Annotated in this window: 25 protein-coding genes; 5 read left to right on the top strand and 20 right to left on the bottom strand. The window is 70.0% G+C overall.

The features are described from left to right. Positions 1–301 precede the first annotated feature (301 nt). The 3 genes from AC31A1_RS18765 to AC31A1_RS18755 all read left to right on the top strand — a co-directional run bounded on the left by AC31A1_RS18765 (position 302) and on the right by AC31A1_RS18755 (position 2,920). Positions 302–727, top strand: a complete 426-nt coding sequence (locus tag AC31A1_RS18765) for a BlaI/MecI/CopY family transcriptional regulator (protein ID WP_489654398.1) — start codon at positions 302–304, stop codon at positions 725–727. Positions 728–731: 4 nt separating this feature from the next. Beyond that, positions 732–1,742, top strand: a complete 1,011-nt coding sequence (locus AC31A1_RS18760; protein ID WP_489654397.1) for a M56 family metallopeptidase — start codon at positions 732–734, stop codon at positions 1,740–1,742. Between the two features lie 242 nt (positions 1,743–1,984). Then, a complete protein-coding gene (locus tag AC31A1_RS18755; protein WP_489654396.1) occupies positions 1,985–2,920 on the top strand; it encodes an alpha/beta hydrolase fold domain-containing protein in 936 nt (311 codons plus the stop codon). Between the two features lie 66 nt (positions 2,921–2,986). On the opposite strand, the gene AC31A1_RS18750 is transcribed toward AC31A1_RS18755, so the two are convergent. From AC31A1_RS18750 to AC31A1_RS18730, 5 genes are all read right to left on the bottom strand, one after another. Continuing rightward, positions 2,987–4,066, bottom strand: a complete 1,080-nt coding sequence (locus AC31A1_RS18750; protein WP_489654395.1) for an Ldh family oxidoreductase — start codon at positions 4,064–4,066, stop codon at positions 2,987–2,989. 21 nt (positions 4,067–4,087) lie between these two features. After that, positions 4,088–5,797: a thiamine pyrophosphate-dependent enzyme gene (locus AC31A1_RS18745; protein WP_489654394.1), complete on the bottom strand. Its 1,710-nt coding sequence runs from the start codon at positions 5,795–5,797 to the stop codon at positions 4,088–4,090. Positions 5,798–5,810: 13 nt separating this feature from the next. Continuing rightward, entirely contained in the window at positions 5,811–6,671 is an 861-nt protein-coding gene (locus tag AC31A1_RS18740; RefSeq protein ID WP_033282910.1) for an amidohydrolase family protein, read from the bottom strand. Positions 6,672–6,827: 156 nt separating this feature from the next. Then, positions 6,828–8,036 carry an L-2-hydroxyglutarate oxidase gene (lhgO, locus tag AC31A1_RS18735; protein WP_489654393.1) on the bottom strand — a complete coding sequence of 403 codons (1,209 nt, stop codon included), beginning with the start codon at positions 8,034–8,036 and terminating at the stop codon, positions 6,828–6,830. A 47-nt stretch (positions 8,037–8,083) separates the two neighbouring features. Further along, positions 8,084–9,532, bottom strand: a complete 1,449-nt coding sequence (locus tag AC31A1_RS18730) for an aldehyde dehydrogenase family protein (RefSeq protein WP_489654392.1) — start codon at positions 9,530–9,532, stop codon at positions 8,084–8,086. Positions 9,533–9,801: 269 nt separating this feature from the next. Here AC31A1_RS18730 and AC31A1_RS18725 point away from each other — a divergent pair, with 269 nt between their 5' ends. Continuing rightward, positions 9,802–10,089: a putative quinol monooxygenase gene (locus AC31A1_RS18725; RefSeq protein ID WP_489654391.1), complete on the top strand. Its 288-nt coding sequence runs from the start codon at positions 9,802–9,804 to the stop codon at positions 10,087–10,089. 54 nt (positions 10,090–10,143) lie between these two features. Here the strand turns inward: AC31A1_RS18725 and AC31A1_RS18720 are convergent, their stop codons facing one another. The 12 genes from AC31A1_RS18720 to AC31A1_RS18665 form a co-directional block, all read right to left on the bottom strand. Further along, positions 10,144–11,172, bottom strand: a complete 1,029-nt coding sequence (locus AC31A1_RS18720; protein WP_489654390.1) for a uroporphyrinogen decarboxylase/cobalamine-independent methonine synthase family protein — start codon at positions 11,170–11,172, stop codon at positions 10,144–10,146. A 3-nt stretch (positions 11,173–11,175) separates the two neighbouring features. Then, positions 11,176–11,673, bottom strand: a complete 498-nt coding sequence (locus tag AC31A1_RS18715; RefSeq protein WP_489654389.1) for a GlcG/HbpS family heme-binding protein — start codon at positions 11,671–11,673, stop codon at positions 11,176–11,178. Continuing rightward, positions 11,670–12,455: an alpha/beta fold hydrolase gene (locus AC31A1_RS18710; protein ID WP_489654388.1), complete on the bottom strand. Its 786-nt coding sequence runs from the start codon at positions 12,453–12,455 to the stop codon at positions 11,670–11,672. Before AC31A1_RS18710 ends, AC31A1_RS18715 begins: the two co-directional genes overlap by 4 nt. Positions 12,456–12,481: 26 nt before the next feature. After that, positions 12,482–12,853, bottom strand: coding sequence for a VOC family protein (locus AC31A1_RS18705; RefSeq protein WP_019069936.1), 372 nt, complete (start codon positions 12,851–12,853; stop codon positions 12,482–12,484). Continuing rightward, positions 12,850–13,620, bottom strand: a complete 771-nt coding sequence (locus AC31A1_RS18700; RefSeq protein WP_489654387.1) for a fumarylacetoacetate hydrolase family protein — start codon at positions 13,618–13,620, stop codon at positions 12,850–12,852. Before AC31A1_RS18700 ends, AC31A1_RS18705 begins: the two co-directional genes overlap by 4 nt. 6 nt (positions 13,621–13,626) lie before the next feature. Then, the gene (locus AC31A1_RS18695; RefSeq protein WP_489654386.1) at positions 13,627–15,075 is read right to left on the bottom strand and encodes an NAD-dependent succinate-semialdehyde dehydrogenase; all 1,449 of its coding nucleotides are present in this window, start codon (positions 15,073–15,075) and stop codon (positions 13,627–13,629) included. A gap of 32 nt (positions 15,076–15,107) precedes the next feature. Next, positions 15,108–16,028 carry a VOC family protein gene (locus tag AC31A1_RS18690; protein ID WP_489654385.1) on the bottom strand — a complete coding sequence of 307 codons (921 nt, stop codon included), beginning with the start codon at positions 16,026–16,028 and terminating at the stop codon, positions 15,108–15,110. 98 nt (positions 16,029–16,126) lie between these two features. Next, positions 16,127–17,038, bottom strand: a complete 912-nt coding sequence (locus tag AC31A1_RS18685) for a LysR family transcriptional regulator (RefSeq protein WP_489654400.1) — start codon at positions 17,036–17,038, stop codon at positions 16,127–16,129. Positions 17,039–17,219: 181 nt separating this feature from the next. Beyond that, positions 17,220–18,170, bottom strand: a complete 951-nt coding sequence (locus tag AC31A1_RS18680; RefSeq protein ID WP_489654384.1) for a sugar ABC transporter substrate-binding protein — start codon at positions 18,168–18,170, stop codon at positions 17,220–17,222. A 56-nt stretch (positions 18,171–18,226) separates the two neighbouring features. Beyond that, positions 18,227–19,240, bottom strand: coding sequence for an ABC transporter permease (locus AC31A1_RS18675; protein WP_489654383.1), 1,014 nt, complete (start codon positions 19,238–19,240; stop codon positions 18,227–18,229). Next, positions 19,237–20,739 carry a sugar ABC transporter ATP-binding protein gene (locus AC31A1_RS18670; RefSeq protein WP_489654382.1) on the bottom strand — a complete coding sequence of 501 codons (1,503 nt, stop codon included), beginning with the start codon at positions 20,737–20,739 and terminating at the stop codon, positions 19,237–19,239. The genes AC31A1_RS18675 and AC31A1_RS18670 overlap by 4 nt, the downstream gene beginning before the upstream one ends. Beyond that, positions 20,736–21,308: a carboxymuconolactone decarboxylase family protein gene (locus AC31A1_RS18665; protein WP_489654399.1), complete on the bottom strand. Its 573-nt coding sequence runs from the start codon at positions 21,306–21,308 to the stop codon at positions 20,736–20,738. Before AC31A1_RS18665 ends, AC31A1_RS18670 begins: the two co-directional genes overlap by 4 nt. A 234-nt stretch (positions 21,309–21,542) precedes the next feature. On the opposite strand from AC31A1_RS18665, the gene AC31A1_RS18660 reads away from it, so the two are divergent. Then, complete coding sequence (locus AC31A1_RS18660) at positions 21,543–21,953, top strand: cupin domain-containing protein (RefSeq protein WP_489654381.1); 411 nt, start codon at positions 21,543–21,545, stop codon at positions 21,951–21,953. A 193-nt stretch (positions 21,954–22,146) separates the two neighbouring features. Here AC31A1_RS18660 and AC31A1_RS18655 read toward each other — a convergent pair whose 3' ends face one another. From AC31A1_RS18655 to AC31A1_RS18645, 3 genes are all read right to left on the bottom strand, one after another. Next, positions 22,147–23,484, bottom strand: coding sequence for an MFS transporter (locus AC31A1_RS18655; protein WP_489654380.1), 1,338 nt, complete (start codon positions 23,482–23,484; stop codon positions 22,147–22,149). Positions 23,485–23,609: 125 nt separating this feature from the next. After that, on the bottom strand, positions 23,610–24,560 hold the full coding sequence (locus tag AC31A1_RS18650; RefSeq protein WP_489654379.1) for a catechol 2,3-dioxygenase: 951 nt from the start codon (positions 24,558–24,560) through the stop codon (positions 23,610–23,612). After that, positions 24,541–24,791: PrpF domain-containing protein (locus AC31A1_RS18645; protein ID WP_489654378.1), on the bottom strand; the 251-nt coding region annotated here is incomplete at its 5' end. The genes AC31A1_RS18645 and AC31A1_RS18650, both read right to left, overlap by 20 nt.

Raw genomic sequence — 24,791 nt, 5'->3', positions numbered from 1 at the left:
GGTCGTCTGCCGGGGGCGCAGGGTGGCGGCCGCGAGGGCACTCAGATGCACCGTACTTCCGAGGTGGGGCATGGGCTTTTTCCTCCGCAGGTGGAGTGGAGCGGCGAAACTCTACAACATGTAGTAGGTAAGCTCGTACAACATGTAGTAGATCGCGTCCGCAAAGCCCTTGATCGGCCTCCTGGTCGATCTCTCCGACCCCTCGGTCCATCCCTTCGAGCCCTTGGCGCACTTCCTACAGGCCGTAGTAGGTCGGCGGGTAGGCTGGGACGCCGAGCGGTGAAAGGCGGTGGGGTGAACAGTGCACGACCGGAAGAACGACGAGCCCGGCGCGGCGTCCGGCAGGCGGGCGCGCGGTGAGCTGGAGAGCGGGGTTCTCACCGCCCTCTACGGGGCCGACGAGCCGCAGACCGCTCGCCAGGTCAAGGACCGGCTGCCCGGGGACCTCGCGTACACGACCGTTCTGACGATCCTGTCGCGCCTGCACGACAAGGGGATGCTCGTCCGGCACCGCGCGGGCCGCGGGTACGCGTACGCGCCCGCCCGGGACGAGGCGACCCACACCGCGGAGCGGATGCGCTCACTGCTGGAGCACGGCACCGACCGCGAGGCGGTGCTCACCCGCTTCGTCTCCGAACTCTCCGCGCAGGACGAGCAGTTGCTGCAGCGACTGCTCTCCGGGCACGACGGACCCCACCCCACCGGCCACACCGACGAAGGACCGTGAGCCGGTGCTGATCAGCGTGTACGTCCCCCTTCTGATCACCATGGTCATCGCGGTGTTCGCACCCCGCGCCGCCCCCCGGCTGGCGCCGCGCCCGGCCGCCTGGTCGCTGGCCTCCGCCGCGCTGGTGGCATCGCTGGGCTGGCTGGGTTCCCTGGCGTTGCTGGCGTTCGCCGGGCTGGCTCAGCTCCCCGAGGTCGCCGAGGAGGGCCGCTGGTCGGTCGCGGCCGTGCGCGCCTCCGACCCGGTCTACCTCACCGTCGCCGGGATCGCCGCCCTCGCCTTCCTCGCGTCCGTCACGGGGCTCACCGTCGCCGCCGCACGTCAGCTGCGACACCTGCGCTGGGCCCGCCGCGAGTGCCGACTCCTGCCCGGGGACACGGAGTTGGCCGTCCTGGACACCGAGTCGCCGGAGGCGTTCGCGCTGCCGGGGGCGCCCGGGCGGATCGTCGTGTCGAGCGCGATGCTGCGCTGCCTCGGCGACCGCGAACGCGAGGCACTTCTCGCCCACGAGCGGGCACACCTGCGCGGCCGCCACCATCTTTTCCAGACCCTCTGGCGCCTCTCCGCCGCCGCGAATCCCTTGCTACGACCGCTGTCCAACGCGGGCGGCTTCGTCCTGGAGCGCTGGGCCGACGAGGAGGCCGCCGTGCGCGTCGGCGATCGTACGGTCGTCGCGCATGCCGTGGGCCGGGCCGCGCTGGCCACCTCGGCGAACCGCTCCCGCCCGGCACTCGCCGCGACCGGCGGGGCGGTACCGCAGCGGGTCCGGGCGCTGCTCGCACCTCCTCCCCCGCGCCGGGCCCTGCCGTTCGTCGCGGGCGCCGCCCTGCTCGTCCTGTGCTGCGCGAGCCTGGCCGACGCCGCGACCGACAGCGAGCAGATGATCGAGACGGCGCAGCATGCGGCATGCGTGGCGACTCAGGCGGCGACCGTGCCGACACCGGGGGCGTCGGTCTCGCCGCATGAGGTGTGCTGTGAACACGGGGAGCCGGAGGGGCCCGCCCAGCACCACTGACCACAGGATCGGCGCGTGGCGGCGTCGAGGAACACGCCTGGACATCGACCTGGGGTCGGGGCGACCGCGCACCCGAAGCCGCAGCCCTCCGGCGTCGCCCCCTGAACAGCGCCGATCACCACATCCACGCGCACTGCACCCGTGTTATCGTCGCCCTACCCCATCGCCAGGAATCCTGTCGATCGGCACCCCGGCGATCGGACTCGAATCCCCCGTCGCGCTCACTCCACGAATGGAGCGGCATGTCTGTTCTGGCCCGGCCGGCGGTGGCCGCCTTCGCCGCCAAGTCCCTGCAGCGTCTTTCCGTGATGGCGGACCGGCGCCCGAGCGGACGTGGTTCCGCCGCCTCCTCGCATCAGCGGTTTCCTGACTTTCCGCGCCGGACACGGGAGTTGCCGATCCCGACCAGCATCGCCCCGGCACGCGCCACGGTGTATCTGCCGGCCGGTGAGGGGCCGCCTCCGCCGGTGCACGTGAACTTCCACGGCGGCGGCTACGTCGTCCCGCTGACCGAGCTCGACGACCCGCTGTGCCGTTTCCTCGCGGCGGAGGCGGGCGTCGTCGTGGTCAACGTCGACTACGTCGTCGCGCCGCAGCACCCGTTCCCCGCGCCGCCCCGGCAGGCCTTCGAGGTCGTCCGGTGGATCGCCGCGCACGGCGGTGAGCAGGGCTGGGACGGGGGCCGACTCACCGTGGGCGGGCAGAGCGCCGGGGGCGGACTCGCGGCGGCGGTGGCCCGGCAGGCACTGGAGGAGGGCGGCCCCTCCATCGCGCTCCAGGTGCTGCACTATCCGCCGCTGGACCTGGCGACCAGCGCCAAGGACAAGCGGTCCGCCATCGCCAAGCCCGTGTTGCGGCCCTGGATGGCGGAGGTCTTCGACACGTCGTACGTCCCGGATCCGAAGGTGCGTGCCGACCGGCTGGTGTCGCCCGCGCATCCGTCGGACACCGCGGACCTGAAGGGCATCGCCCCGGCCCTGGTCGTCACGGCGGAGTACGACCTCCTCAAGGCGGAGGGCATCGCCTACGCCGACCGGCTGCGGACGGCGGGCGCGCTGGTCGAGCACGTCGATGTCGCCGGAGCCGATCACGGCTACGACGGCACGGACGACGAACGGGCCCTTCAGACCTACGCCCTGATCGCCCGTCAGCTGCGAGAAGCCGTGGGCACCGTCTGAACCCCCCTCCCTGACACCGCACTTCGCCGACCATCCCCCTCGGACGGTCGGCGAAGCGCCGCTTGGTCACGCCGACGGCACCGGCTCCGGCAGCGTGAGGCCGAACTTCCCTGCCGCCTCGGTCAGTTCACGCCACACCTTGGGCGCGACGGGGATGCCCTTCGCACCGCGCCCCTCGGCGACCGCCGCACTGCGCTCGCCGGGGTAGAAGACACCCTCCGCGCCGTCGGCCGGCGGCAGTTGCTTGAGGGTGGCCAGCGTCTCGTCGACCGCCGCGGTGAAGGCGGCCGGGTCGCCGAAGGCAGCCGGGTCGAGGGCGATGAGCAGCGCGTTCTGGCGGTGCTTGCGGCCCTGCGGGTCGTCCGAGTGGAATGCGGCGAAGATCGGCGCACCGACCAGCACACTGGTGAGCAGCTCGAACGCGAGAGACATCCCGGAGCCCTTTGCGCCGCCCAACGGCAAGGGCATGACGGCCAGTTCGGGGTCGGTGGTCGGGGTGCCGTCCGCGGTGGCCGCCGCGCCCGCGGGCAGCGGGGTGCCGCTCGCCTTCGCCTGGCGGATCCGGCCGAGGGCGATGGTGGCGGTGGCCATGTCGAGCAGCAGCGGGGCGTGCGCCTCTGCCGGTACGGCGATGGCGAGCGGGCTGGTCGCCACGGCGGCGCCCTTGACGCCGGTGTAGCCCATGTTGGGCATCCCGGCGACATAGCCCATGCCGACGAGTCCCTGCTCGGCGATCTTCGACACGTAGTAGCCGATGGCGCCGGTGTGGACGGTACGGCGGACCCCGACGGCCGCGACTCCGCTGATCCTGGCCCGGGTGACCGCCTCGTCGGCGGCGACACTCAGGGCGACCGGGCCGGGGGCGCGGTCGGCGTCCAGGACGGCTGCGGCCGGGGCGGTGGACTCGATCCTGATGTCGGCGTCGGCGTTGGCCACGCCCTTGGCCAGCAGCTCCAGGTAGGCGGGGACGCGGGCGATGCCGTGCGAGTCGACGCCGCGCAGCGCGGCCCATACGAACACGTCGGCGGTGGTGCGCGCCTGCTCGGCGTTCAGGCCGCCCTTCTCCAGGAGTGCGGCGGAGAAGGTGCGCAGGTCGTCGGCGGCGACAAGTACCTTGCCCGGCGTGGGCGTTGCGGTGTCGGACATGGTGGCGGGTGCCTTCCTGGTTCAGCGGGTGACGAGGACGTCGACGACGGCGGTGGTGCCCTCCGCCACGGCCTTGAGCGCACGCTCCAGCGCGGGCGCGAGAGCCTCGGGTGCGTCGACGGTCTCGGTGTGCATCCCGAACGGCTCGGCGAACGCGGCGAGTCGGGGCAGCCGGTGCAGATCGGTGCCGAGCCACTCACCGGTGTCGGCGGCGGCGCCCTCGGGGTAGAACCTGCGGTGGTTGAGGTTCATCGACTTGTAGACGCGGTTGTTGAACACCACGATCAGCAGCGGGAGTTCGTAGGCGTTGGAGGCGTCGTACGACTGGATGACCGGGTTGTACATGAACGCGCCGTCGCCGATGGTCAGCACCACCGGGCGTTCCCGCGCGGCGAGTTTGACGCCCAGGGCGACCGCGATGCCCTGGCCGAGGCCGCCCTGGACGTAGAAGTACGAGTCGGGGTCGGCCGTTCGGACATGGCGCTTGACGACCCGGCTGTGGGTGATGGTCTCGTCGACGACGATCCCGCCCTGCCCGTCCAGCAGCTTGCGCAGAGTCGCTGCGACGAGAACCGGGTCAACGCCCTCCGCCTGCGCCGCCTTTGCCTCGGCGGCCACGATCGCGGCCTGCTCGTCGGCGTGCCGTTGCTCCTGGGCCGCACGCCGTACGGCGACGGACGCCTCGTCGAGATCCTTCGCCCGCTTGGCCAGCTGACGCAGGGTGTTGGCGACGTTGCCTTCCAAGTACGTGTCGGCGAACAGGACTTGGTAGACGACGTGCGGGCGCTGCGGCACCTCGTCGATGACGACGACGGTCGCCTTGGAGGGGCGGCGCGACGGCGGATAGAAGGGGGCGCGGCAGTTGACGAGGAGGATCAGGTCCGCCTCGTCCATCCACGGGCCGATGTCGCTCCCCGCGTGCAGCGGGTGGGTGCGCGGGAAGTTGCCGCAGACCGCCGAGTCGGGCTCGACGACCGGGATGTTCCACGCCTCGGCGAAGGCGACGAGCGCCTCGAAACCGCCCGCCTCACGGCCGGCCGTCTCCGTGACGATGACGGGGTTCGTCGCCTCGCGGATCAACTGGGCGACAGGATCGACCTCTTCGGGCGAACTGTGCGTCGAGCCGGGCGGCACGATCGGCTTGGCCTCGCGCCCGTCCCACTCCTCCAGCAGGATCTCCAGCGGGACGTTGAGGTACGCCGGTCCCGCCGGGGCCCGCCAGGCCAGTTCCGCCGCCCGCGTCACCATCGTGGGAAGGGTGTGGACGCTGGCGGCCTCGTTGGACCACTTGGTGAAGGGCTGCGCGATCTGGTGCGGGCCGCCCACGACGGACAGGTTGCGGTACCACTGGCCGCCGGGGTCCTGGCCGGGGCCGTCGCCGTACGTGGCGGACTCCGAGGAGCTGACCACCATCGGGACCCCCGCGAGCAGCGCCCCGTGCACGGCCATCGAGCCCTGGAGCAGACCGGGGGCCGCGTGCAGCAGCACGCCCTGCGGCCGGCGCTTGACGAGGCCGTAGCCGGTGGCCATGCCGACGGCGACGGTCTCGTGGGTCAGGTCCAGGTACTGCGGGCAGGGCAGTCCGTCGCGGTGCCGGCGGGCGAGGGACTCCCAGACGGGGGCCCACTCGGAGCCCGACGAGCAGAAGATGTAGTCGGCGCCGACGGCGTTGAAGGCGGTGACGAGAGCGTCGCCGCCGTCGGCGCCCGGGGTGTTGGTGGTGTCGGTCATCTCTCGTGGTTCCTCAGCCCTCGATCGGCCAGTTCAGGACCTCGGAGATACCGCGGCCCATGATCCATTCAAGCTCCTCGGGCGTGAAGTCCCAGTGCTTGGTGAACTGCTCGATCGTGTCGGTGTAGGTGATGCCGTGGCCGAGCAGCCGGGTGATGTCGGTGCCGTAGAAGCAGCGCTGCGGGCCCATCTTGTCGACCATCTCGCGGACGTACTTCTGGATGTTGTTGTTCGGGAACGGCTGCGTGGAGTAGCCCGGGAGCGCCGAGAGCTTCACGTAGATGTTCGGGTGGGCGGCGAGGTCGGCGGTCTCCGAGACCCAGTAGCCGATCGCGTCGTCGACGCAGCGGGCCATGATGCCCATGTGGTCAATGATGATCTTCAGCTCGGGGTGCTTGGCGGCGATCTCGCCCAACTCCCGCTTCCAGATGGGCGCGTGGACCATCGTCGGGACGCGCAGTTCCTCGGCGATCGGCCAGTACCAGTCGTTGGTGCCGTCGATCATCCAGTTGCGGTCCTGCGGCCGGTGGAAGGTGAGGCGCGTGCCCTTCACATGCGGGTTCTGCGCGAAGTCCGCCAGCATCGCCTTGCCCTCTTCGGGCTTGTTCTGCGGGATGCGCGCCATGATCCCGAAGCGGTCCGGGTGCGCCTCGCAGGCCTCCAGGGCGTAGTCGATCCGGTCGCCCTCCCAGGACGGCGGCAGGATCAGGGCCCGGTTCACGCCGGCCTCGTCCATCAGCTCCAGGGCCTCCTCGTACGAGAAGGGGTCCTCGCGGTGTCCGTTGAGGCGGATGCGCTCCCGCGCGCCCGGGACCCAGGGGCGGTCCGGGGTCTCTTCCTTCCAGATGTGGATCTGCGTGTCGACAACGAACATGTCGTGAGCTCTTTCTCTCGAAGGTCTTACGAAGGTCTTGCGAAGGGGCCGGTGGGATGGTGCTGCGGAAGGAACGCTAGGCGGGTCGCGAGGCCTTGCCGAGCCCTGGGAGCGCAAGCAGTAGTTGCGCGGAACACCGCTGTACGCAGGGCATTCTCAGGTTGCGGACGGGGTGTCGAACACGGCGCCGACGATGTGCTCGGCGATCGCCATGGACGCCGTGGCGGCCGGCGAGGGCGCGTTGCGTACGGCGGTGATCCGGCCGACCTGGTGGATGCGGAAGTCGTCCACGAGAGTGCCGTCGGGGTCCAGTGCCTGGGCGCGGACGCCCGCCCCGCCGCGTACGACATCGGAGACGCCGACGCCCGGGACGTACAGCCTGGCGTCCTTCATGAAGGCCTTCGCGGACAGCGAGCCGCGGTACTCCTTGATGCCGGTCCGCCAGTGCTGGGCGGCCATCCTCCAGGAGCCGGGGTAGGCGGCGAGTCCGGCGAGGTCCTTCAGGGAGACGCGGCCGAGCTTGTAGCCCTCCCTCGCGAGGGCGAGGACTGCGTTCGGGCCGACCTCGACGCTGCCGTCGACACGGGGGGTGAAGTGCACGCCCAGGAAGGGGTAACGGGGGTCGGGCACCGGGTAGATGAGCCCGCGCACCAGGTTCGTGCGGTCCGGCTTGAGGAGCATGTACTCGCCCCGGAACGGGATGATCCTCGGTTCCCTCTTGTCCTGCGCCAGCTTCGCCACGGCGTCCGAGTGGAGGCCCGCGCAGAGGATCAACCGGTCGACGCGGACACGTACTTGGCCCGAGGCCACCTCGATGCCGCCCGGCACATTGGTGATGGACGTGACCGGGAAACCGAGCTTCACCTCACCGCCGGAGGCCTCGATGTCCTTCGCGAACTCCCGGGCGATCGCCGGGTAGTCGGTGATCGCGGTGCGCGGCGAGTGCAGGGCCGCGATGCCGCCGGCGTGCGGCTCCAGCTCCTTGATCTCCGCCTGGGAGATCTTGCGGAGTTCGGGCACGTGGTTGTTCCGGGCCCGCTCGTAGAGGCTCTCCATCCGGCCCAGTTCGTCCGGCCGTACGGCCACGACGAGCTTGCCGATCTCGTCGTACGGCAGCCCGCGGTCCTGGCAGTACTCGCGCAGGATCGCTACGCCGCGGACGCACAGGTCGGCCTTGAGGCTGCCGGGCGCGTAGTAGATGCCGGCGTGTACGACCCCGGAGTTGTGGCCGGTCTGGTGGACGGCGACCTCGTGTTCCTTCTCCAGGACCACGACCCGGGTGCCGGGACGGCGCAGCGCGATCTCGCGGGCGGTGGCCAGCCCCACGATGCCCGCGCCCACGATGCCGATCGTCTCGTCAGCCATCGGCATCCTCCTCTCTGTCGTACCGAATCTCTGTCGTACCGACGTTCTCAGGCTCCGAAGTGAACGGCGACGGTCTTGACGCGAGTGGAGAAGCGCAGGACCTCGTCGCCCTGCTCCTTGTAGCCCGTGCCGGAGTCGTGGAAGCCGCCGAAGGGCAGGTGGACGTCCCAGCCCGGGGTGGTCGCGTTGACCGCGACCTGTCCGCACTCGGCGTCGTCGGCGAAGCGGTGGGCGGAGGCCAGATCGCGGGTGAACACGGCGGCGGCGAGGCCGAATTGGGAGTCATTGACCGCCTCGACTGCCTGCGTGAAGTCATCCACGGCGCGCACGGCCAGGACCGGTCCAAAGACCTCCTCGCGCCAGATCGCCGTCTCGGCGGTGACGTCGGCGAGCACGGTCGGCTGGACGAAACACCCGTGCGCGTGGTCGCCGTCGGTGTCGGCGTGGCCGCCGGTGAGAACGGTCGCGCCTTGTTCCACGGCCCCTGCGAGGTGGGCGAGAACGCTGTCGCGCTGCTTCGGGCTGGAGAGCGGGCACAGGGTGGTCGCCGGGTCGCTGCCCGGGCCGACCTTCAGCGCCTCGACCTCGGCGACCAGGAGCCGGGTGAACTCGTCGTACACCGGCCGCTCGACGATGACACGGCTGGTGGCGGTGCAGCGCTGTCCGGCCTGGCCGAACGAGGCCGCTACGACCGTCTTCGCGGCGAACGGCAGGTCGGCGTCCTTGAGGACGACGGAGGCGTTCTTGCCGCCGAGTTCGCCCTGGAAGCGGACGTTGCGGTCGGCGAGGCGGCGGCGGATGCGGTTGCCGACCTCGTTCGAGCCGGTGAAGGAGATGCCGACGATGCGCGGGTCGTCGAGGAGCGCCTCCTCGATCTCGGCGGTGCGGCCCGTCACCACGTTCAGGACACCGGCGGGCAGTCCGGCGTCGTGCAGGGCGCGGGCGAAGTGCAGGCCCGACAACGGTGTCTCGGTGGCCGGCTTGAACACGGCCGCGTTGCCGGTGGCGAGCAGCGGGGCGAGCTTGCGGGCCGGGGTGATCAGCGGATCGTTCCAGGGGCTGATCACGAGGATCACGCCGATCGGCTCGCGCTGGGTGTGCACGCGGGTGTTCGGGCGGGCGTCGTGGAGGAGGGTGCCGTAGCCCTGTCGGGCCAGGCCCGCGTAGTAGTCGAGGAAGTCGGCGGCCTTGAGGGTCTCGCCGCGGGCCTCGGCGCCGGTCTTGCCGTTCTCGGCGGTGACGTCGGCGGCGATCTCGTCGGCCCGCTCACGAATCAGCCTGGCCGCCTCGGTGAAGACGCGGGCCCGCTCGAAGGGGCTGGTGCGCTTCCATACGGCGAAGCCGCGCTCGGCGTGGTCGTAGGCGCGGGTGACGTCCTTGGCGGCGAGGGCGGGGATGCGCGCGAGGGGGGTGCGGACGTCGGCGGGGTTCTGTACCTCGATCCACTCGCCGGTCGTCACCCACTCTCCACCGGAGAGGGTTTCCAGGCTTCGCATGAAGATCACTTCCTTCGTCCGCCGCGGTGCGGGTCCGCGGTCTGCACAGTCAGCGGCCACAGTGGGCCGGATGCGACAACACACCATGTGGGGGCGGTGCCACCAGCCCCGCGGAGGCAGGCATTGCTTGCGCCGCGCGCAGGTCGGCGGAGGGTTGATCCGTGCTGGAATCGGTGGGCCGGACAGCGGCTGCCGACGCGCTGCCGGAAGCCGGGGATCCCCTGAGGACGCGGGGACCCGCCGAGGATTTCGACGAGGAGAGACACGACATGGCCTACGCAGTCATCGCCCGCTACTTCTGCGCGCCCGCCGACGAGGCCACGGTGCGCGCCGCGTTGCTGAAGGTGCGCGAGCTCACCCGTGCCGAGCCGGCGAACCGGGCGTACGAGGTGCACGCCGAGGCGGATGCGCCGGGGAGTTTCGTGCTGTACGAGCAGTACGCCGACCGGGCAGGTTTCGACGCGCACAATGCCGCCGAGCACTTCAACGAGCTGATCGTGCGGACCATTTGGCCGCTGCTGACCGACCGCAGGGTGACGTTCGCCGAGGTGCTCTGAAGTTTCGTGGGACCCCGCCGGGAAGCGCGTCTCCCGCGCTTCCCGGTCCGTACGTCAGAACTCGTTGCCCCAGACGTACCGCGCCACCGTCTCCACCAACTCGATCTTGCGGCGCTGCTGTTCGGCGCTCAGCAGCGGCCGGTTCGCCACGTCGGCGAAGCCCCGGGACGGTGCTACGGCCCCGTCCTCCAGGTCCTTGAACTCCCCCACGGCGTCGAGCCTGGCCATCACCGTGTCGATGTCCTCCAGCGCGGGCACGGTCGCGTCGACGACCCCCAGGCAGAAGTCCCGGTCCTCCGGCAGAGCCTTCACGAGGGCGAGTTCGGCCGGGGTGCCCTGGTCGAAGGGGAGGATCCAGCGGTCGGCGCCGATCTCGCCGTAGAGCCGTTCGGCGCGGGCCCAGTCGATCGCCGCGGGGGCGACCGGGCCGGGGGCGAGACCGATCCGTACGCCCTCGGGGCGCTCGTCCAGGCGTACCGCCAGGGCGTCGACGGCGAGCGCGTCCGCGAAGGAGAGCGCGCCCGGGTCGGCCGGGTCGGTGGCCAACTGCCCCAGCAGGAGCGGGTTGTTGAGCTGGATCAGGCGGACGCCCTTGGAGACCAGCAGCTCTGTCTCCGCCAGGACGATCTCCGCGAGGGCCTCCCCCAACTCCCTTGCGGAGGAAGGACCGTGGCCGGGCTGGAAGGTGGTGGCGGCGAGGTACGCGGGGGAGGGCAGCGAGGCTTTCGGTGCGATCACCGTCAGTTCGGAGAGCCGAGCGGCCCAGTCCGCGAGCAGTGGGCCGTTGGCCTTCGGGAGGGACTCCGCGACCCAGCGGGTGAGGCCGTCGGCGTCCGTCTCGTCCGTGCGCCGGAAGCCTGATACTCCGTCAAGGACCGCGCTGCGGAAGTCTTCCCGGGGGAAGTCGCCGTCGGTGACGACGGTGGAGCGGAGCTTGCGCTGGAAGACGATCGCGTCCTTGACCGCCTGGAGCTCCGCCTCCTTCAGGGCCTCGGGGTCGCCTGCCGCGCGGGCCGCCGTCAGTTCGGTGGGGCGGACCAGGCTGCCGTGGTGGTCGATGCGGTAGTTGAACGTGTCCGCCATGGGTCAGGCGTCCTTTCCGGACGAGGGCAACGACGTCGAGGGCGGGGCCGGCTTGCCGGCAACTCCCCAGGCGGCGAACTCCAGTTCGTAGCCGAGCGAGGCGAGAACCTCCTCGGCGATCTGCTGGTCCTCGTCGGCGGTGCCGCCGGCGATGCCGAGGCCGCCGATGATCTCGCCGTCCTTCTTGATGGTGAGGCTGCCCTCGGTGGCCATGATCGGCATGGCGGCGCCCGGGAGTTGGGACAGCTGGGAGAAGAAGACGGGCTGGCTCTCCTGCCACTTCTTCAGCATCTTGCCGGGGCGCTGCATGATGGCGGCCGTGTACGCCTTGGCGCGGGCGATGTCCGGGGTGAGCGGGCGGGCCCCGTCCGGACGGCGGATGGCGATGGGGAAACCCCCCGCGTCCACCACGGCGACGCTGACCGCCTTCCCGATCGACTGGGCACGCTTGTGGGCGGCGTCGATGATCTCCTCGGCGGCGTCCAGGGTGAGGCTGCTCATGCTGCTTCCTTCGGTGCGGTGAGGGTGCGGCGCAGGTGGGCGACGGCGGCGTTGTACTTCGCGGGCGTCTCCCAGTACATCGAGTGCGGGGCGTCCGGGACGATCTCCAGGTGCGAGCCGGGCAGCAGTTCGTGGGCGCGGGTCACGGTCTTCACGCTGAGGACCGCGTCCTTCTCGCCGGCCAGGAACGCGACCTTCACACCGGAGTTCTGAATGTCGTCCAGGGTTGGGCCGTCGGTGTCGAGGTTGCGCAGGTCCTGCATCCTGGCGACGTTGAACGTGCCCATCTGCTGGAAGAGGAAGGTCAGGTCGGCGCGTTCCTGCTGGAACCTCTTGGTCAACAGGCGGTCGATGACCGGCAGTTTGACGGCCTCGGCGCGGTCGGCGGCGGCGAGTTCCTTCAGCTCGGGGTGGCTGATGCCGCCCAGCGAGTGGCCGAGCACGACGGAGCCCACGCGCTCGGGGCGGAGCAGTCCGGCGCGCAGCGCGGCGACGGAGCCGATGGACTGGCCGACCAGCATGACGTCGGTCAGGTCCTCCTGGTCCAGTACGGCGACGACGTCACCGGGGAAGTCCTGGCCGTCGAACTCGGGCATCGATGAATCCGATTTGCCGAAGCCGCGCAGGTCCACGGTGACGACCGTGAACTCCTCGCGCAGTGCGGCCACTTGCTGCCACCAGGCGGCGTGGTGGCCGCCGCTGCCGTGCACGAACAGGATCGCCGGACCGCTGCCGTGGCGCTCGTAGTAGATGGAGGTGCCGTCGGAGTCGGCGATGGGCATGGGGGTGAACTCCTGTACGCGGGCGGCTAGTTGGGGCGGCGGCCGTGGAAGACGAGCTCGATCATGGTGTGGTCGGGGTCGTGGATGTAGCAGAACTTCGACTGGTTCTCGGGGCGTTCGATCGGCCGGGTGTGCCGGATGCCCAGATCCTTGAGGTGGGCGAGGAAGTCGTCCCAGTCGTCGACCTCGACGGCGAAGTGATAGGGCGCCATGCGCTCCATCTCCTCGACCGGGGTGAAGTGGAGGTCGAAGTTGCCGCGGGTCATCAGCACCACGCGGGTGTTGGACTTGGGCATGATGCGCTTCATCCCGAAGACCTTCGTGTACCACTCGGCGGTGCGGTCGGGGTCGGTGGTGGGGAAGTTGACGTGGTGAATGTAGCGGGGTGCGCTGCTCATGACGGATTCCCTTCGCTGTGTACGGGGTTGGACAGGACGCCGATGCCGCTGATCTCGATGTCCACGGTGTCCCCGGGTTCGAGTTGGCAGGTGGACTCGGCGCCCATCCACAGCACGTCCCCCGGGTGCATGGTGATGTGCTTGGTGAGTTCGACGATGTGGTCGAACGGGTCGAAGACCATGTCGCCGGTGGCGAACGAGGCGCGGACCTCCCCGTTCACACGGAGTGTCGTGGTCTGCGCGAGGGCGTCGACGTCGGTCTCTATCCAGGGGCCCATGGGCTTGAACGTGTCGCTGTTCTTGCTGCGCCAGAACGAGCGGTCCTGATGCTGCCAGGCACGGGCGCTCACGTCGTTGCCGATGGTCCACCCGAAGACCGACTTGCGGGCCTCGTCGTAGGAGGCGTGCTTCAGGGTGCGGCCGATGACCGCGACGAGTTCGGGCTCGGCCTCGAAGCGGCCCTCGACTTCGGCCGGCTTGACGATGGGCGAACGGTGGCCGGTGAGCGCGTTGTTGGCCCGGTAGCCGACCTCGGGGCGGGTGGGCGTCTCGGCGCGGGCGTGCGCGATGTGGCGCGGGTAGTTCATGCCGACCGCGTAGAACACGGGCGGTACGACGACCGGCAGCCACTGCGCGTCGGCGATCGACACCATGCCGATCACGGACGGGTCGCCGTCAAGTGGGGACTCGGAGAGCAGCTCGATGTGCTCCTCCCCCACGCGGCCCCACACCGCCCGGCCGCCGACCTCAACGCGGGTGTACCTCATGGCGGTTCAGCCCGCCAGCAGGTGCGAGACGCGTTTGGTGATCAGGTAGGCGTCGAGGGCTTCGGGGCCGCCCTCCCTGCCGTAGCCGCTCTCCTTGACGCCGCCGGAGGGGGCCTCGGCGACGGAGCCGCCGCAGTGGTTGATGGAGAGGATGCCGGCTTCCAGCGCGTCCATGAGTTTCTCGGCGGTGGCGGCGGACTCGGTGAAGCCGTAGGCGGCGAGGCCGTAGGGAAGGGAGTTGGCGAGGGCGAGGGTCTCGTCCAGGTCGGTGAAGGGCACGATCGGGGCGAGCGGGCCGAAGGGTTCCTCGTGCATCAGCTGCGCGTCCGCCGGTACGTCGGTGAGGACGGTCGGGGCGTAGAAGTAGCCGTCGCGGTCGAGGCGTCGACCGCCGGTGAGCACCTTGGCGCCGCGTTCGACGGCGTCGGCGACCAGGGTCTCCATGGCCTGCAACCGTCGCTCGTTGGCGAGCGGGCCCATGGTGGTGTCGGCGTCGAGGCCGTCTCCTACGGTGACTTCCTGGGCCGCCTTCACGAACTCGGCGGTGAAGTCCTCGACGATGCTCGCGTGGACGAAGAAGCGGCTCGGGGAGGTGCACACCTGGCCGGCGTTGAAGAACTTCGCCTGGGCCGCCTTGCGGGCCGACTTCACCGGGTCGGCGTCGGCGCAGACGATGACCGGGGCGTGGCCGCCGAGTTCCATCAGGGTGGGCTTCATGACCTCGCCGGCCTGGGCCGCGAGGAGCTTGCCGACCGGGACCGAGCCGGTGAAGGCGACCAGGCGGATCTGCGGCGAGGGGATCAAGTGGGCCGATACCTCGGCCGGTTCACCGAAGACGAGGTTGAGGACACCGGCGGGAAGTCCCGCGTCGGCGTAGCAGGCGACCAGCGCGGCGGCGGCGCCCGGTGTCTCCTCGGACGCCTTGATGACCATCGAGCAGCCGGCGGACAGGGCGGAGGAGAGTTTGCGGTTGGGGCCGCCGACGGGGAAGTTCCAGGGCACGAACGCGGCGACGGGGCCGACCGGTTCGCGGCGGACGGTGAGCAGGGTGCCGGGTGCGGACGGGATGATCCGGCCGTAGGCGCGGCGGGCGTCCTCGATGTGCCAGCGCAGGGTGTCGGCCGTGCGCAGGGCCTCGGTGGTGCCCTCGCGGAGCGGCTTGCCCTGTTCCTGGGCCATGATCCGGCCGATCTCGGGGGCGCGTTCGGTGATGAGGTCGGCGGCGGCGTGCAGGATCGCGGAGCGCTTGGCGATCGGGGTGTTCCGCCAGGTGTGGAAGCCCTCGGTGGCCGCGTGGAGGGCGCGGTCGAGGTCGGCGGTGGTGGCGAGCGGTACGTCGCCGATCACCTTCTCGGTGGCCGGGTTCACGATCGGGGCGGTCCGTCCGGTGCCGCCCTGGCGCCACTCGCCCGCGATGTACATGCGGACGGCGGGGTAGCCGTGGTCGGAGGTCATGAGTGGGTGCCCTCTCAGGCTGGGGAGGAGAGTCAGGTGGCGGGGGCGTCCTGCTGGTCGCGGTTGGAGCGCAGCGCCCAGATGTGGTGGGGCGGGGTGGTCTCGTGGACGCGGGTCTCGTAGGTGTCGTCGACGCGGTCCATGTCCGCCGCGTACTCGACGCGGCCGCCGCACGGGGCGTGCAGGAAACGGAAGACGTTCGAGCCGACGGTGTGGCGGCCGAGCTTGCGGGCCTCCCGCCAGCCGCGCTCGATCATGTGGTTGCCGCCCTCGATGACGTCGTCGAAGCCGGGGACCTCGTAGGCGATGTGGTTGACGCCGGCGCGGTCGGGGCGGTGGCACAGCAGCAGGGTGTGCTGGTCGTCGTCGCCCGGTGCCTGCATGAACACGCCCATCGGTTCGACGATGTCGGTGGGCCGGAAGCCGAGCCGCTCGGTGTAGAAGGCGACGGCTTCCTCGCGGCCCTCCTTGACGATGTTCAGCGCGACATGGCACATGCGCAGCGGGAAGGCCCGGGTGAGCGGCTCCAGCGCGGTGTTCCAGCGGTCGACGCTGCCCGAGACGTTGGTGGGGCGGGGGGTGACGTCCGCGTTCTTCGGGCGGGCCAGGGTAAGTCCGACGCCGAAGCCGCTCTCGTCCACGGTGTGGTGGACGCCGTCGGCGCTCTCGTGGACCTTGCGGTCACGGCCCGCGGCGGCGACCAGCCGGGCGAGTTCCTCCGGGGTGTCGACGCCCCAGACCACCTCGCGGATGGTCGGGCCCGCCTCCACCGGCGGCGGCAGCAGGGGGCCGGGCACGGTGTCCAGGTGGAGGGTCTGCCCGGTGAGGGTCTCGAAGACCGCGTGCTCCTCGGTCCGCTCCAGCAGGAACAGCCCGAAGTCGCCGAAGAAACGGACACATTCGTCTACGTCGTCGATCCCGTAGGTGACGGATTCGATTCTCTGGATTCCCATGGATGCCTCGTTTCGCGGGTCGCCCGGCGAGCCTAGATTTCGGGGCGTGAAGGCCTCAATGGTCCGGGCTCGTCTGAATTCGCAATCGTTTCTTGCGGCTACGACTCGATGGCCGGAATGGGGTTCTGGGAGAACCATTCGGCGAGGAAGTCCAGGAACACGCTGACCTTGCGGGGGGTGGCCTGACCGGGGCCGTAGATCGCGAACAGGGGGCGGTCGGGGACCGCCAGCTCGGGGAGCAGGACCTGGAGGGCGCCGGTCATCAGGTCGTCGTAGGCCGGGCGCTGGGGCAGCAGGGCGATGCCGCGGCCGTGGACGGCGGCCTTCTGGAGGGCGATGTACGAGTTCGACGAGAAGGCGATGTTGCGGATCTTGTGCAGGGTGGAGGCGTGGCCGTGGCCGATGCGCCAGACCGGGTCGTTGACGTGGACGAGGCAGTCGTGGTGGGCGAGGCCGTTGGGCTCGGTGAGCGGGCCGCCGCGCTCCAGGTACGTCTCGGAGGCGCAGAGCACGAAGGGCAGCGAGGCGATCTTCTTGAGGCGGACGCTGGAGTCGCGCAGGTCGCGGGTGTGGAAGGCGACGTCGAAGCCGCTGTCCAGGAAGTCGTACGTCCGGTCGGACATGCCGCCCAGTTCGAAGCGGACGTGGATCTTGGGATGGGCGGCGGAGAAGGCGGCGATCGCGTCCCCGAGGTCCAGGCTGCCTATCCACTTCGGGCAGATGATGCTCAGGGTGCCCTCGGCGCGGTCGTGGAGGTGTGAGATGACGGCGTCCTCGGCCTCGATCTCGTCGAGGATGCGGGCCGCGAACTCGGCGTACTTGAGCCCCGGCTCGGTGAGGCTGACCGAGCGGGCGGTGCGGTTGACCAGGCGGACGCCCACCTGTCGCTCCAGCTCGGCGACGTGACGCGACACGAGCGAGCCCGACGAGCCCAGCTTCTTCGCCGCGCCGCTGAAACTCCCGGCCTGCGCGACGGTGACGAAGCTGTGCATGAGGAGCAGTCGATCCATGATTCCTCCGGAGGCCCACGTGTGCCAGGGGTGGGCCCCGGCGGCGGTGCCGGTCGTACTGATGGGTCCGACCCCGGCCGGGATGTCCTGGTGGCGGCTCCACTTGGACATTCCGGCGATGTGGCGGACAGGCGGCTCGGACAACAATGAGACAGGTGTCGCACCCGGCACCGGGCTCCGTCTACTTCGGGCAGTACTGGGGGGCCTTGCTCAGGTTGTCCTTGGTCACCAACAAAAGAGGAATGTTGGCAATTTTGTCAACCTTTTTCTTGGCCAGAAGACCGACCGCGTTCTTCACCGCGGTCTGTCCTATCGCCATGGCCGAGTTGGCCACGGTGGCGGAGAGCCGTCCGTCCTTGACGGCGGCCAGGCCCTCGTCCGTGCCGTTGACGGTCACGATCTTCACGTCCTTCTTGCCGGCCGCGTCGAACGCCTTGCGGGCGGCCAGCGCCATGTCCTCGGAGGCGACGAACGTGTACCGCAGGTTCGGGTGGGCCTGGATCATGTTCTCGGCGACGTCCTGTGCCTTCACCGGGTTGAACATGCCCGGCTGGTTCGCGACCACCTTCGCGGTGCCGGGCAGCGCCTTGGTGAAGCCGCCCACAAGGAGGTCGGAGGCGGCGCCGGGCGCACCCGCGATCACGCCGACCTCGACGCTCTTGCCACCCGCGTCGGTCGCGACCCAGCCGGCGTCCAGGGCGCCGACCTTGGTGAGGTCCACGACGGCCGCGCCGAGGATGTCGTTCACGTCGCTGGTGGCCACGGAGGTCAGATAGATCGGTATGTCCGCGGCCTTCGCCTTGGCGATGTCGCCCTTCAGCGCGTCCACGTTGACCGTCTGCACGATCAGCGCGCTCACACTGCGCGAGGTCATGTCCTCGATGTTGGACAGCTCGGTGGTGGAATTCTGGTGCGAGTTGGCGGTGAAGACCTTGGCGTTCTGCGTCTTCGCCTCCTGCTCGACCGCTTTCTGGAGACAGCTGTGGAACTCGGTGTCACCGCCGTTGACGAACCCGAGGGTGACATCGCCGGAACTCCCGCTGTCGTCGCTCGTGCCGCAACCGCTCAGTACGAGAGTGGTGCCGGCGAACGCGGCGAGCATGGATCTGCGGGAACGGAGCGAAATTCTCATGGTGAACCGCCTTTTCTGAATGCAGTCTTTGTGGATGCGGCAGTGCGCAAGGCCGGTCAATGAGGTGCGGAACGTGCCTTGTGCATCTCGTTGGCGACGGCCGCGACGAGCAGCACCGCACCGACGGAGACCGACTGGTAGTTGCTGGAGACCTGGAGCAGGTTCAGCGCGTTGGCGACCACGCCGAGGAGGACCACGCCGAGCGCGGTGCCGACGACCGTGCCGTAGCCGCCGGCCAGGGCGGTGCCGCCGATGACGACCGCGGCGACGGCCTGGAGCTGGAGCGAGAGTCCGCCGGTGCCGGGGCTGCTGCCGCTGAGCCGGGACAGCAGCATGAGGCCCGCCAGGCCCGACAGGGCGCCGGTGAGGGCGTAGAGCGAGAGCTTGCGGGCGGTGACGTTGATGCCACTCAGCCGGGCGACGTGTTCGTTGCCGCCGATGGCGAAGGCGTCGCGGCCGAACACGGTGAACCGCATGACCAGGGCGGTCGCCACCAGCACGAGGATCGCGACGACCAGCAGGTACGGCACCCCGAGGATCTTGTTGTTGCCGAGGGCGAACATCTTGGTGCCGATGGAGACGCTGACGCTGTCGAGCACGAGCAGGGCGACGCCGTCCAGCAGCGTGGCCGACGCCAGGGTCGCGACGAACGGGGCCACGTTCGTGAACGTCACGACCACCCCGTTGACCAGACCGATCAGGGTGGCCAGCACCAGCGAGACCACGACGGTGAACGCGGTGGAGTGGCCGTGGGCCAGCAGCTGCGCCCCGACCGCGGTCGTCACGGAGACGTTGCTGCCCATCGAGAAGTCCATGCCGCCCGCGGTCATCAGCAGCGTGAGACCGGCCGCGATCACGGCGACGACACTGACCTGGCGCAGGATGTTGATCACGTTCGTGTCGGTCGCGAACGAGTCGGTCCGCATCGAGGTCGCCACGATCACGACGATGAGGACGGCGATCAGCCCGGTGTGCGGGGCCCCGCGCAATGCCGCCGACGAGAAGCGGGAACGGGCTCTCCCGGGTGGGTCGTCGACGCCGGGGGCGCCGGGAAGTGTCTTGACGCTCACTGCGGTTGACCTCCGAGGGCGGTGGCGACGAGTTCGTCGTGGGTGATGGCGTCGATGTCGTGCTCGGCGACCGTCCGGCCGACGCTGACGACGACGACCCTGTCGGCGAGGCGCATGACCTCCTCGGCGGACGAGGAGGCGAGGAGTACGGCGGCACCGCGCGAGGCGAGGTCGTCGACGAGGGCGTGGATGTCGGCCATGGCCGCGATGTCGACCCCATTGGTGGGGTCCTCCAGGAAGCAGGCGACCGGCTCGGTCTGCAGCCACTTGGCGAGCAGCACCTTCTGCTGGTTGCCCCCCGACAGCGCGCCCACCGGCGGATTCCCGGCGAGTGCGACCACGCCGTAGCTACGGCGCAACGGGGCGGCCCGGCGGGCGAGTTGAGTACGTCGGTGCGTACGGCGGCGGGCGAAACGGTCACCGGCCAGCATCAGGTTCTCGTCCAGGGACAACCCCGGGACCAGGCCGAGGGCGCGACGGTCGCCGGTGACGCAGCGCAGGCCGCTGGCGAGCGAGGAGTGAACTCGGCCGAACGGCACCGGAGTTCCGTCCACGGCGAGTTGACCGGTATCTGGGCGGCGGCGCCCCGAGAGCAGGTCGAAGAGGCGCGACTGCGCGTCCCCGGCCGGTCCGAGCACGGCGACGATCTCGCCCTTGCGCACCTCGACGGTGAAGTCCCGTACGGCCCGTCCGTCGGTGAGGCCGCGCACCGTGAGCCCGATCTCGTCCTTGGGGGCGGGCCGCCCGGACCGCTGCGACACGACGTCCCGGCCGACCATGCTGCGTACGAGACCTGCGGCGTCGAACTCGGCGACCGGGGCGCTGCGCACCACCGCTCCGTCCCGCAGCACCGTGACCCGGTCGGCGACGGCCAGCACCTCGTCGATGTAGTGCGAGATGTAGACGACGGCCACGCCCCCGTCGCGCAGAGTGCGCACCAACTCCCTGATCCGGTGCGCCGCTTCGGCGCTCAGACAGGCGGTCGGTTCGTCGAGGATGAGGATGCGGCCGCCGCGGCGGACCTCGCGGGCCACCTCGACCATGGTCTGCTCGGCGACGGTGAGCGAACCCGCGGTCCGCGTGACGTCGATGTCGATGCCGAGGGCCTCAAGTGCCTTCCTGGCCTCGGAGTCGACCGCCTTCCAGCGCACGGCCCCGCCGCGCGTCGGCAGGTCGCCCAGCATCACGTTCTCGGCGACGGTGAGCCCCATCGCCAGTTCCCGGCGCTGGGGCACCGAGGCGATGCCGAGCCGGCGCGCCTTGCGGACCGTAAGTCCGTGCTGCGCCTGCCCGTTGACCTCGACGGTGCCGGCGTCGGCCTGATGAACCCCCGAAAGGACCTGCACCAGCGTCGACTTGCCGGCCCCGTTCATGCCCATCAGCGCGTGGACCTCGCCCGCGTGCAGATCGAGGTCCACGCCCTTGAGCGCGGCCGCGCCACCGAAGCTCTTGGTGACCCCCCGGACGCGAAGTACCGCGCCTCCCCCCGGAGTTGTCACGGCCGTGACTCGGCGCCGTCAGAGCCGTCCGGGGCGACACGGCCGTAGCCGCGGATGTCCGGGAACGGGGGTTCCTTGTCGGCCTGGAGGTCCACCTGGAAGGTGTTCAGGCACATGCCGAGCATGGTGAAGTTGCCGAGTGCGCCGATGGTGTCGACCAGGCCCTTGGAGCCGAAGTGCTCCAGCGCGGCGGCGAAGGTCTCGTCGGTGACGAAGTGGTCGTCGAGGATCTCGCGGCAGAACCGGTAGAAGGCCTGGTCCGCCTCGTTGTCGAAGACAGCTTCGCGCTTCTCCGCGATCGCCTTGACCGCGGCCTCCGGGATGCCGGCCTCGATGGCCTGGTGCACATGGGCGTTCCAGGAGTACTGCGCGTCCCAGTTGCGGGCGGCCATCAGCAGCGTGAGTTCGCTCAGGTGCCTGGGGAGGCTGGAGTCGAAGCGGGCGAAGGCGCCGAGGGATTCGGCCCGTTCGCACATCTCCGGGCTGTGCAGCCAGACCCGGAAGGGTCCGCGGACCCCGCCGCGCCGGCCGGCGATACGGGCGGCCAGTTCCTGCTGGCGCGGGTCCATTTCCTCTTCGGTGAGAACGGGGAGCCTCATGGGGCCTGTACCTGCCTTTTCTTTCCGGCGCCTTACGTGCACGGTTCGTGAATCCGTGCGATGCGTGCCGACGGTACAGCCGGGTCCGGGAAGCTCACCCCCCTGGAAATGCAAGGTAAAGCTGCACGCCGGAGGGCACCCATTCCCGCGCGCGAGGCCTAATGTCATGCGACGCAGAAGCGTGTAAGCGGAAAGGAAATCCGGATGACCACGATCATCAAGGTCGCGTCCGTGCCCGTGCTCGACCGGGGCGGTGCCGTCGTCACGACACCTCTCGTCACGACGCCGTCGGCGGGCGGGGAGAACCGGATCACCAGTGGGATGAGCGTGTATCCGGTCGGCTCCGGGGCGCCGTTGCACTCGCACAACTGCGACGAGCACGTGACCGTCCTGGAGGGCCGCGCGGAGGTCGTGGTCGACGGCGAGGTGACGAAGCTGGAGCAGTACGACACGACGTACGTCCCCTCGCCGATCCCCCATCTGTTCCGGAACATCGGCGACACCCCGCTGCGCATCCTGTGGGTGTACTCGTCGGGGTACGTCACGCGGACGTTCACCGAGACGGGGAGGACGGTGGAACACCTGTCGGCGGAGGACCAGATGGGCAAGGACTGAGGGACGCCCTCGTCAACGAGCAGGCGCCTGCGTCCACTTGGGCGGCAGGCGCTTCTTCATGTCCGGACGGACCACCGTGCCCGGGCAGAGCGACCTGTCCGGGCAGAGCGACCTGTCCGGACAGACCGACGCCGGCCCCCGCATCCCCTGCGGTGGCCGGCGTCCGGTCCTGTCCGGGTGCGACTCCCGCCGGTCAGTGGATGCCGACCAACTCCTGCTCCACACCGGTCCGTTCGCCCTGCTTCGAGCTGCGCAGCGCCGCCATGCCGATGAACACCATCGACGACAGACCGGCGATGGCGAAGGACGTGAAGCCCCAGTCGCCGTTGCCCGAGGCGAGCAACTGGCCGCCGAGCCACGGGCCGAAGACGGCACCGAAGCGGCCCATGCCGGAGGTCCAGCCGACCGCGGTGGCACGGTTGTCCGGGGTCGAGCGGATGGATACGGTCGCGTAGATCATCGTCTGGGCGCTGTTGAGGAAGACGCCGGTGAGGAAGACCACCAGCATCGTCACGGCCTGGTTCATGTGGACACCGAGCAGGAAGACGCCCACGGCGGTGAGCGCGAACCAGATCGACGAGATGCGCGGGGCACCGAAGCGGTCGGCGGCGCGGCCGGCGGCGAGCATGCCCACGATGCCGCCGAGGTTGAAGACGACGACGAAGGTGAGGGCGTCGGCGAGCGCGTAGCCCTCGGAACGCATCAGGGTGGGCAGCCAGGTGGCGACGCCGTAGACGAGGAGCAGGCCGCCGAAGGAGGCGAGCCAGTACAGCAGGGTCTGGAGCCACTCGCCGCCGCGGAAGAGGGCGAGCAGGGCGTCCCAGCGGTCGGCCGCGGTCTTCTTGCCGGTGGCGGCGGGCAGTTGGACCTCGAAGCGTTCGGCGAGGGCGTTGGCCTCGTCGGTGCGGCCCTTGGCGACGAGGAAGCTCAGCGACTCGGGCAGGAACTTCAGCAGCACCGGGACGAAGAGCAGGGGGAGGACGCAGACCCAGAACGCGGCGCGCCAACCGACCGGGTCCACCAGCCACTTGGCCACGTAGGCGGAGAGGATGCCGCCGGCGTGGTGGGCGGTCATCAGCATGCCGATGGTGAGGGCGGTCCGGCCGCGCGGGGCGTAGTCGGAGACCATGCTGATCGCGGTGGGCAGCAGACCGCCGAGGCCGACGCCTGCGAGGGTGCGCCCGAGGCCGAAGACCTCGACGCTGCCCGAGACGGCGCAGATGCCGGAGGCGAGCGAGAACAGCGTCACACAGCCGATCATCAGCTGCTTGCGGCCGATCCGGTCCGCGACCGTGCCCGCGGTGAGGGCGCCGACCAGCATGCCGAACGTGGCGTAGCTGCCGAGGTCGCCGGCCTGGTCGGCGGTGAGCCCGAAGGTCTTCGTCTCCAGCAGATGCGGGAGCACCGAGCCGTAGATGAACATGTCGAGGCCGTCGAAGAGGACGGCAAGCCAGCACAGACCGATGACCAGGAGGGCCAGTCTGCTGCCACGCGCGGACAGAGCGGGGGACGGGGAGGGGGAGGAAGACATCGTTGGTTACCTCTCGTGCTTGGTGCGCCAGACGCTAAGGAGTCAGAGCCGGGATAGTCAACGTTTTTGTCAACAATCTCATCGACAATCGCGTGCAGGTGACTCCGGTGACTCTTGCGCGCCGCTCAGGCGACCGGCGGAGTCCCGTGCGTGTGGAAGGACTCGATGGTCTTCAGGCCCCAGGCCTGCCCCTTCTTCCGCTCGTCCTCGGTCCAGGTGATCAGCGGCCAGTCGGGCGCCAGGACGAGTCGGGTGAGCGGGTTGCACAGCTCGATGCGATTGCCGCCGGGCTCGTAGACGTAGAGGAAGAACGTCTGCTGGATGGCGTGTTTGTGCGGGCCCGTCTCGATGAACACACCGGTGTCGATGGCGAGATCGGCCGCGCGCAGGATGTCCTCGCGGGTGTCGGTCGCGAAGGCGATGTGGTGCAGCCTGCCGGTCGAACCGGTCCAGTCCTCGGTATAGACGACGTCGTACGACTTGTTCGTGTACGTCAGCCAACGCGCCGCGATCCGGCCGCCGTTGAGCCGGATCTGCTCCGTCGGCCGGGCGCCCAGCACCTGTTGTTGGAACTCGGCACTGGAAAGTACGTCTGAGGCAAGGAAGTTGATGTGGTCAAGGCGCCGAACTCCGACACCCCGGTTGGGCTTGGCCTGCGGCTGGTTCTTCAGCGCCGGTTTCAGTTCGTCGGGGGCCTGGTAGTACTCGCTCTCCCAGTACAGGGCGTGCTCGTGGCCGTCCGGGTCGGTGGTGACGTAGAGCTTGCCGAGGCCGGGTTCGTCCTCGACCCACCGGCCGGTGCCGCCCGCCTCCTCGATCGCCTCGATACGGCGCTGGAGGGCCTCCTCGCTGGAGGTGCGCAGGGCGAGCCTGCCGAGGCCGGGCTGTTCGCGGGCGGTGAGGACCAGGCTGTGGTGCTCGTAGTCGTCGTAGGTCCGGAGGTAGACGGTGTCGCCGTCCTGGCCGTTGACGGTCAGCCCGAGGTAGTCGGTGAAGAAGGCGACACTGGCGTCCAGGTCCGGGGTGAAGAGCTGGGCGTGGCCGATATGGGCGATGTCACCGAGCGGCGGAGCCATCGTTGCCTCCAAGGGGGCGTGCGGGTGCGGGAGTCGGGACGGCGGGCCGGGGGAAGACCGTGCCGTCGAAGATCTTGCGTGCGGTGCGGACGACCGCCGTTCTGCGGACCACGGGAGCGGAATCTGCGGATCCGGCGTCCACGCTGGTTTCGATGTCCAGGAATCCGCTGGGATGCTCGATGCGAATTCGGTCACTTTGGCCGGTTACCTCCGCGATGCCCTCCCCCACCC

The organism is Streptomyces sp. P5F9, assembly GCF_057961495.1.
Note: the sequence above shows the minus strand (reverse complement) of the source record. Positions and strands in the feature narration are given on the sequence as shown.

Coding starts and splice junctions, on each gene's coding strand:
- AC31A1_RS18755 (WP_489654396.1), top strand. CDS start 1,985: ATGTCTGTTCTGGCCCGGCCGGCGGTGGCCGCCTTCGCCGCCAAGTCC.
- AC31A1_RS18750 (WP_489654395.1), bottom strand. CDS start 4,066: ATGTCCGACACCGCAACGCCCACGCCGGGCAAGGTACTTGTCGCCGCC.
- AC31A1_RS18745 (WP_489654394.1), bottom strand. CDS start 5,797: ATGACCGACACCACCAACACCCCGGGCGCCGACGGCGGCGACGCTCTC.
- AC31A1_RS18740 (WP_033282910.1), bottom strand. CDS start 6,671: ATGTTCGTTGTCGACACGCAGATCCACATCTGGAAGGAAGAGACCCCG.
- lhgO (WP_489654393.1), bottom strand. CDS start 8,036: ATGGCTGACGAGACGATCGGCATCGTGGGCGCGGGCATCGTGGGGCTG.
- AC31A1_RS18730 (WP_489654392.1), bottom strand. CDS start 9,532: ATGCGAAGCCTGGAAACCCTCTCCGGTGGAGAGTGGGTGACGACCGGC.
- AC31A1_RS18725 (WP_489654391.1), top strand. CDS start 9,802: ATGGCCTACGCAGTCATCGCCCGCTACTTCTGCGCGCCCGCCGACGAG.
- AC31A1_RS18720 (WP_489654390.1), bottom strand. CDS start 11,172: ATGGCGGACACGTTCAACTACCGCATCGACCACCACGGCAGCCTGGTC.
- AC31A1_RS18715 (WP_489654389.1), bottom strand. CDS start 11,673: ATGAGCAGCCTCACCCTGGACGCCGCCGAGGAGATCATCGACGCCGCC.
- AC31A1_RS18710 (WP_489654388.1), bottom strand. CDS start 12,455: ATGCCCATCGCCGACTCCGACGGCACCTCCATCTACTACGAGCGCCAC.
- AC31A1_RS18705 (WP_019069936.1), bottom strand. CDS start 12,853: ATGAGCAGCGCACCCCGCTACATTCACCACGTCAACTTCCCCACCACC.
- AC31A1_RS18700 (WP_489654387.1), bottom strand. CDS start 13,620: ATGAGGTACACCCGCGTTGAGGTCGGCGGCCGGGCGGTGTGGGGCCGC.
- AC31A1_RS18695 (WP_489654386.1), bottom strand. CDS start 15,075: ATGACCTCCGACCACGGCTACCCCGCCGTCCGCATGTACATCGCGGGC.
- AC31A1_RS18690 (WP_489654385.1), bottom strand. CDS start 16,028: ATGGGAATCCAGAGAATCGAATCCGTCACCTACGGGATCGACGACGTA.
- AC31A1_RS18685 (WP_489654400.1), bottom strand. CDS start 17,038: ATGGATCGACTGCTCCTCATGCACAGCTTCGTCACCGTCGCGCAGGCC.
- AC31A1_RS18680 (WP_489654384.1), bottom strand. CDS start 18,170: ATGAGAATTTCGCTCCGTTCCCGCAGATCCATGCTCGCCGCGTTCGCC.
- AC31A1_RS18665 (WP_489654399.1), bottom strand. CDS start 21,308: ATGGACCCGCGCCAGCAGGAACTGGCCGCCCGTATCGCCGGCCGGCGC.
- AC31A1_RS18660 (WP_489654381.1), top strand. CDS start 21,543: ATGACCACGATCATCAAGGTCGCGTCCGTGCCCGTGCTCGACCGGGGC.
- AC31A1_RS18655 (WP_489654380.1), bottom strand. CDS start 23,484: ATGTCTTCCTCCCCCTCCCCGTCCCCCGCTCTGTCCGCGCGTGGCAGC.
- AC31A1_RS18650 (WP_489654379.1), bottom strand. CDS start 24,560: ATGGCTCCGCCGCTCGGTGACATCGCCCATATCGGCCACGCCCAGCTC.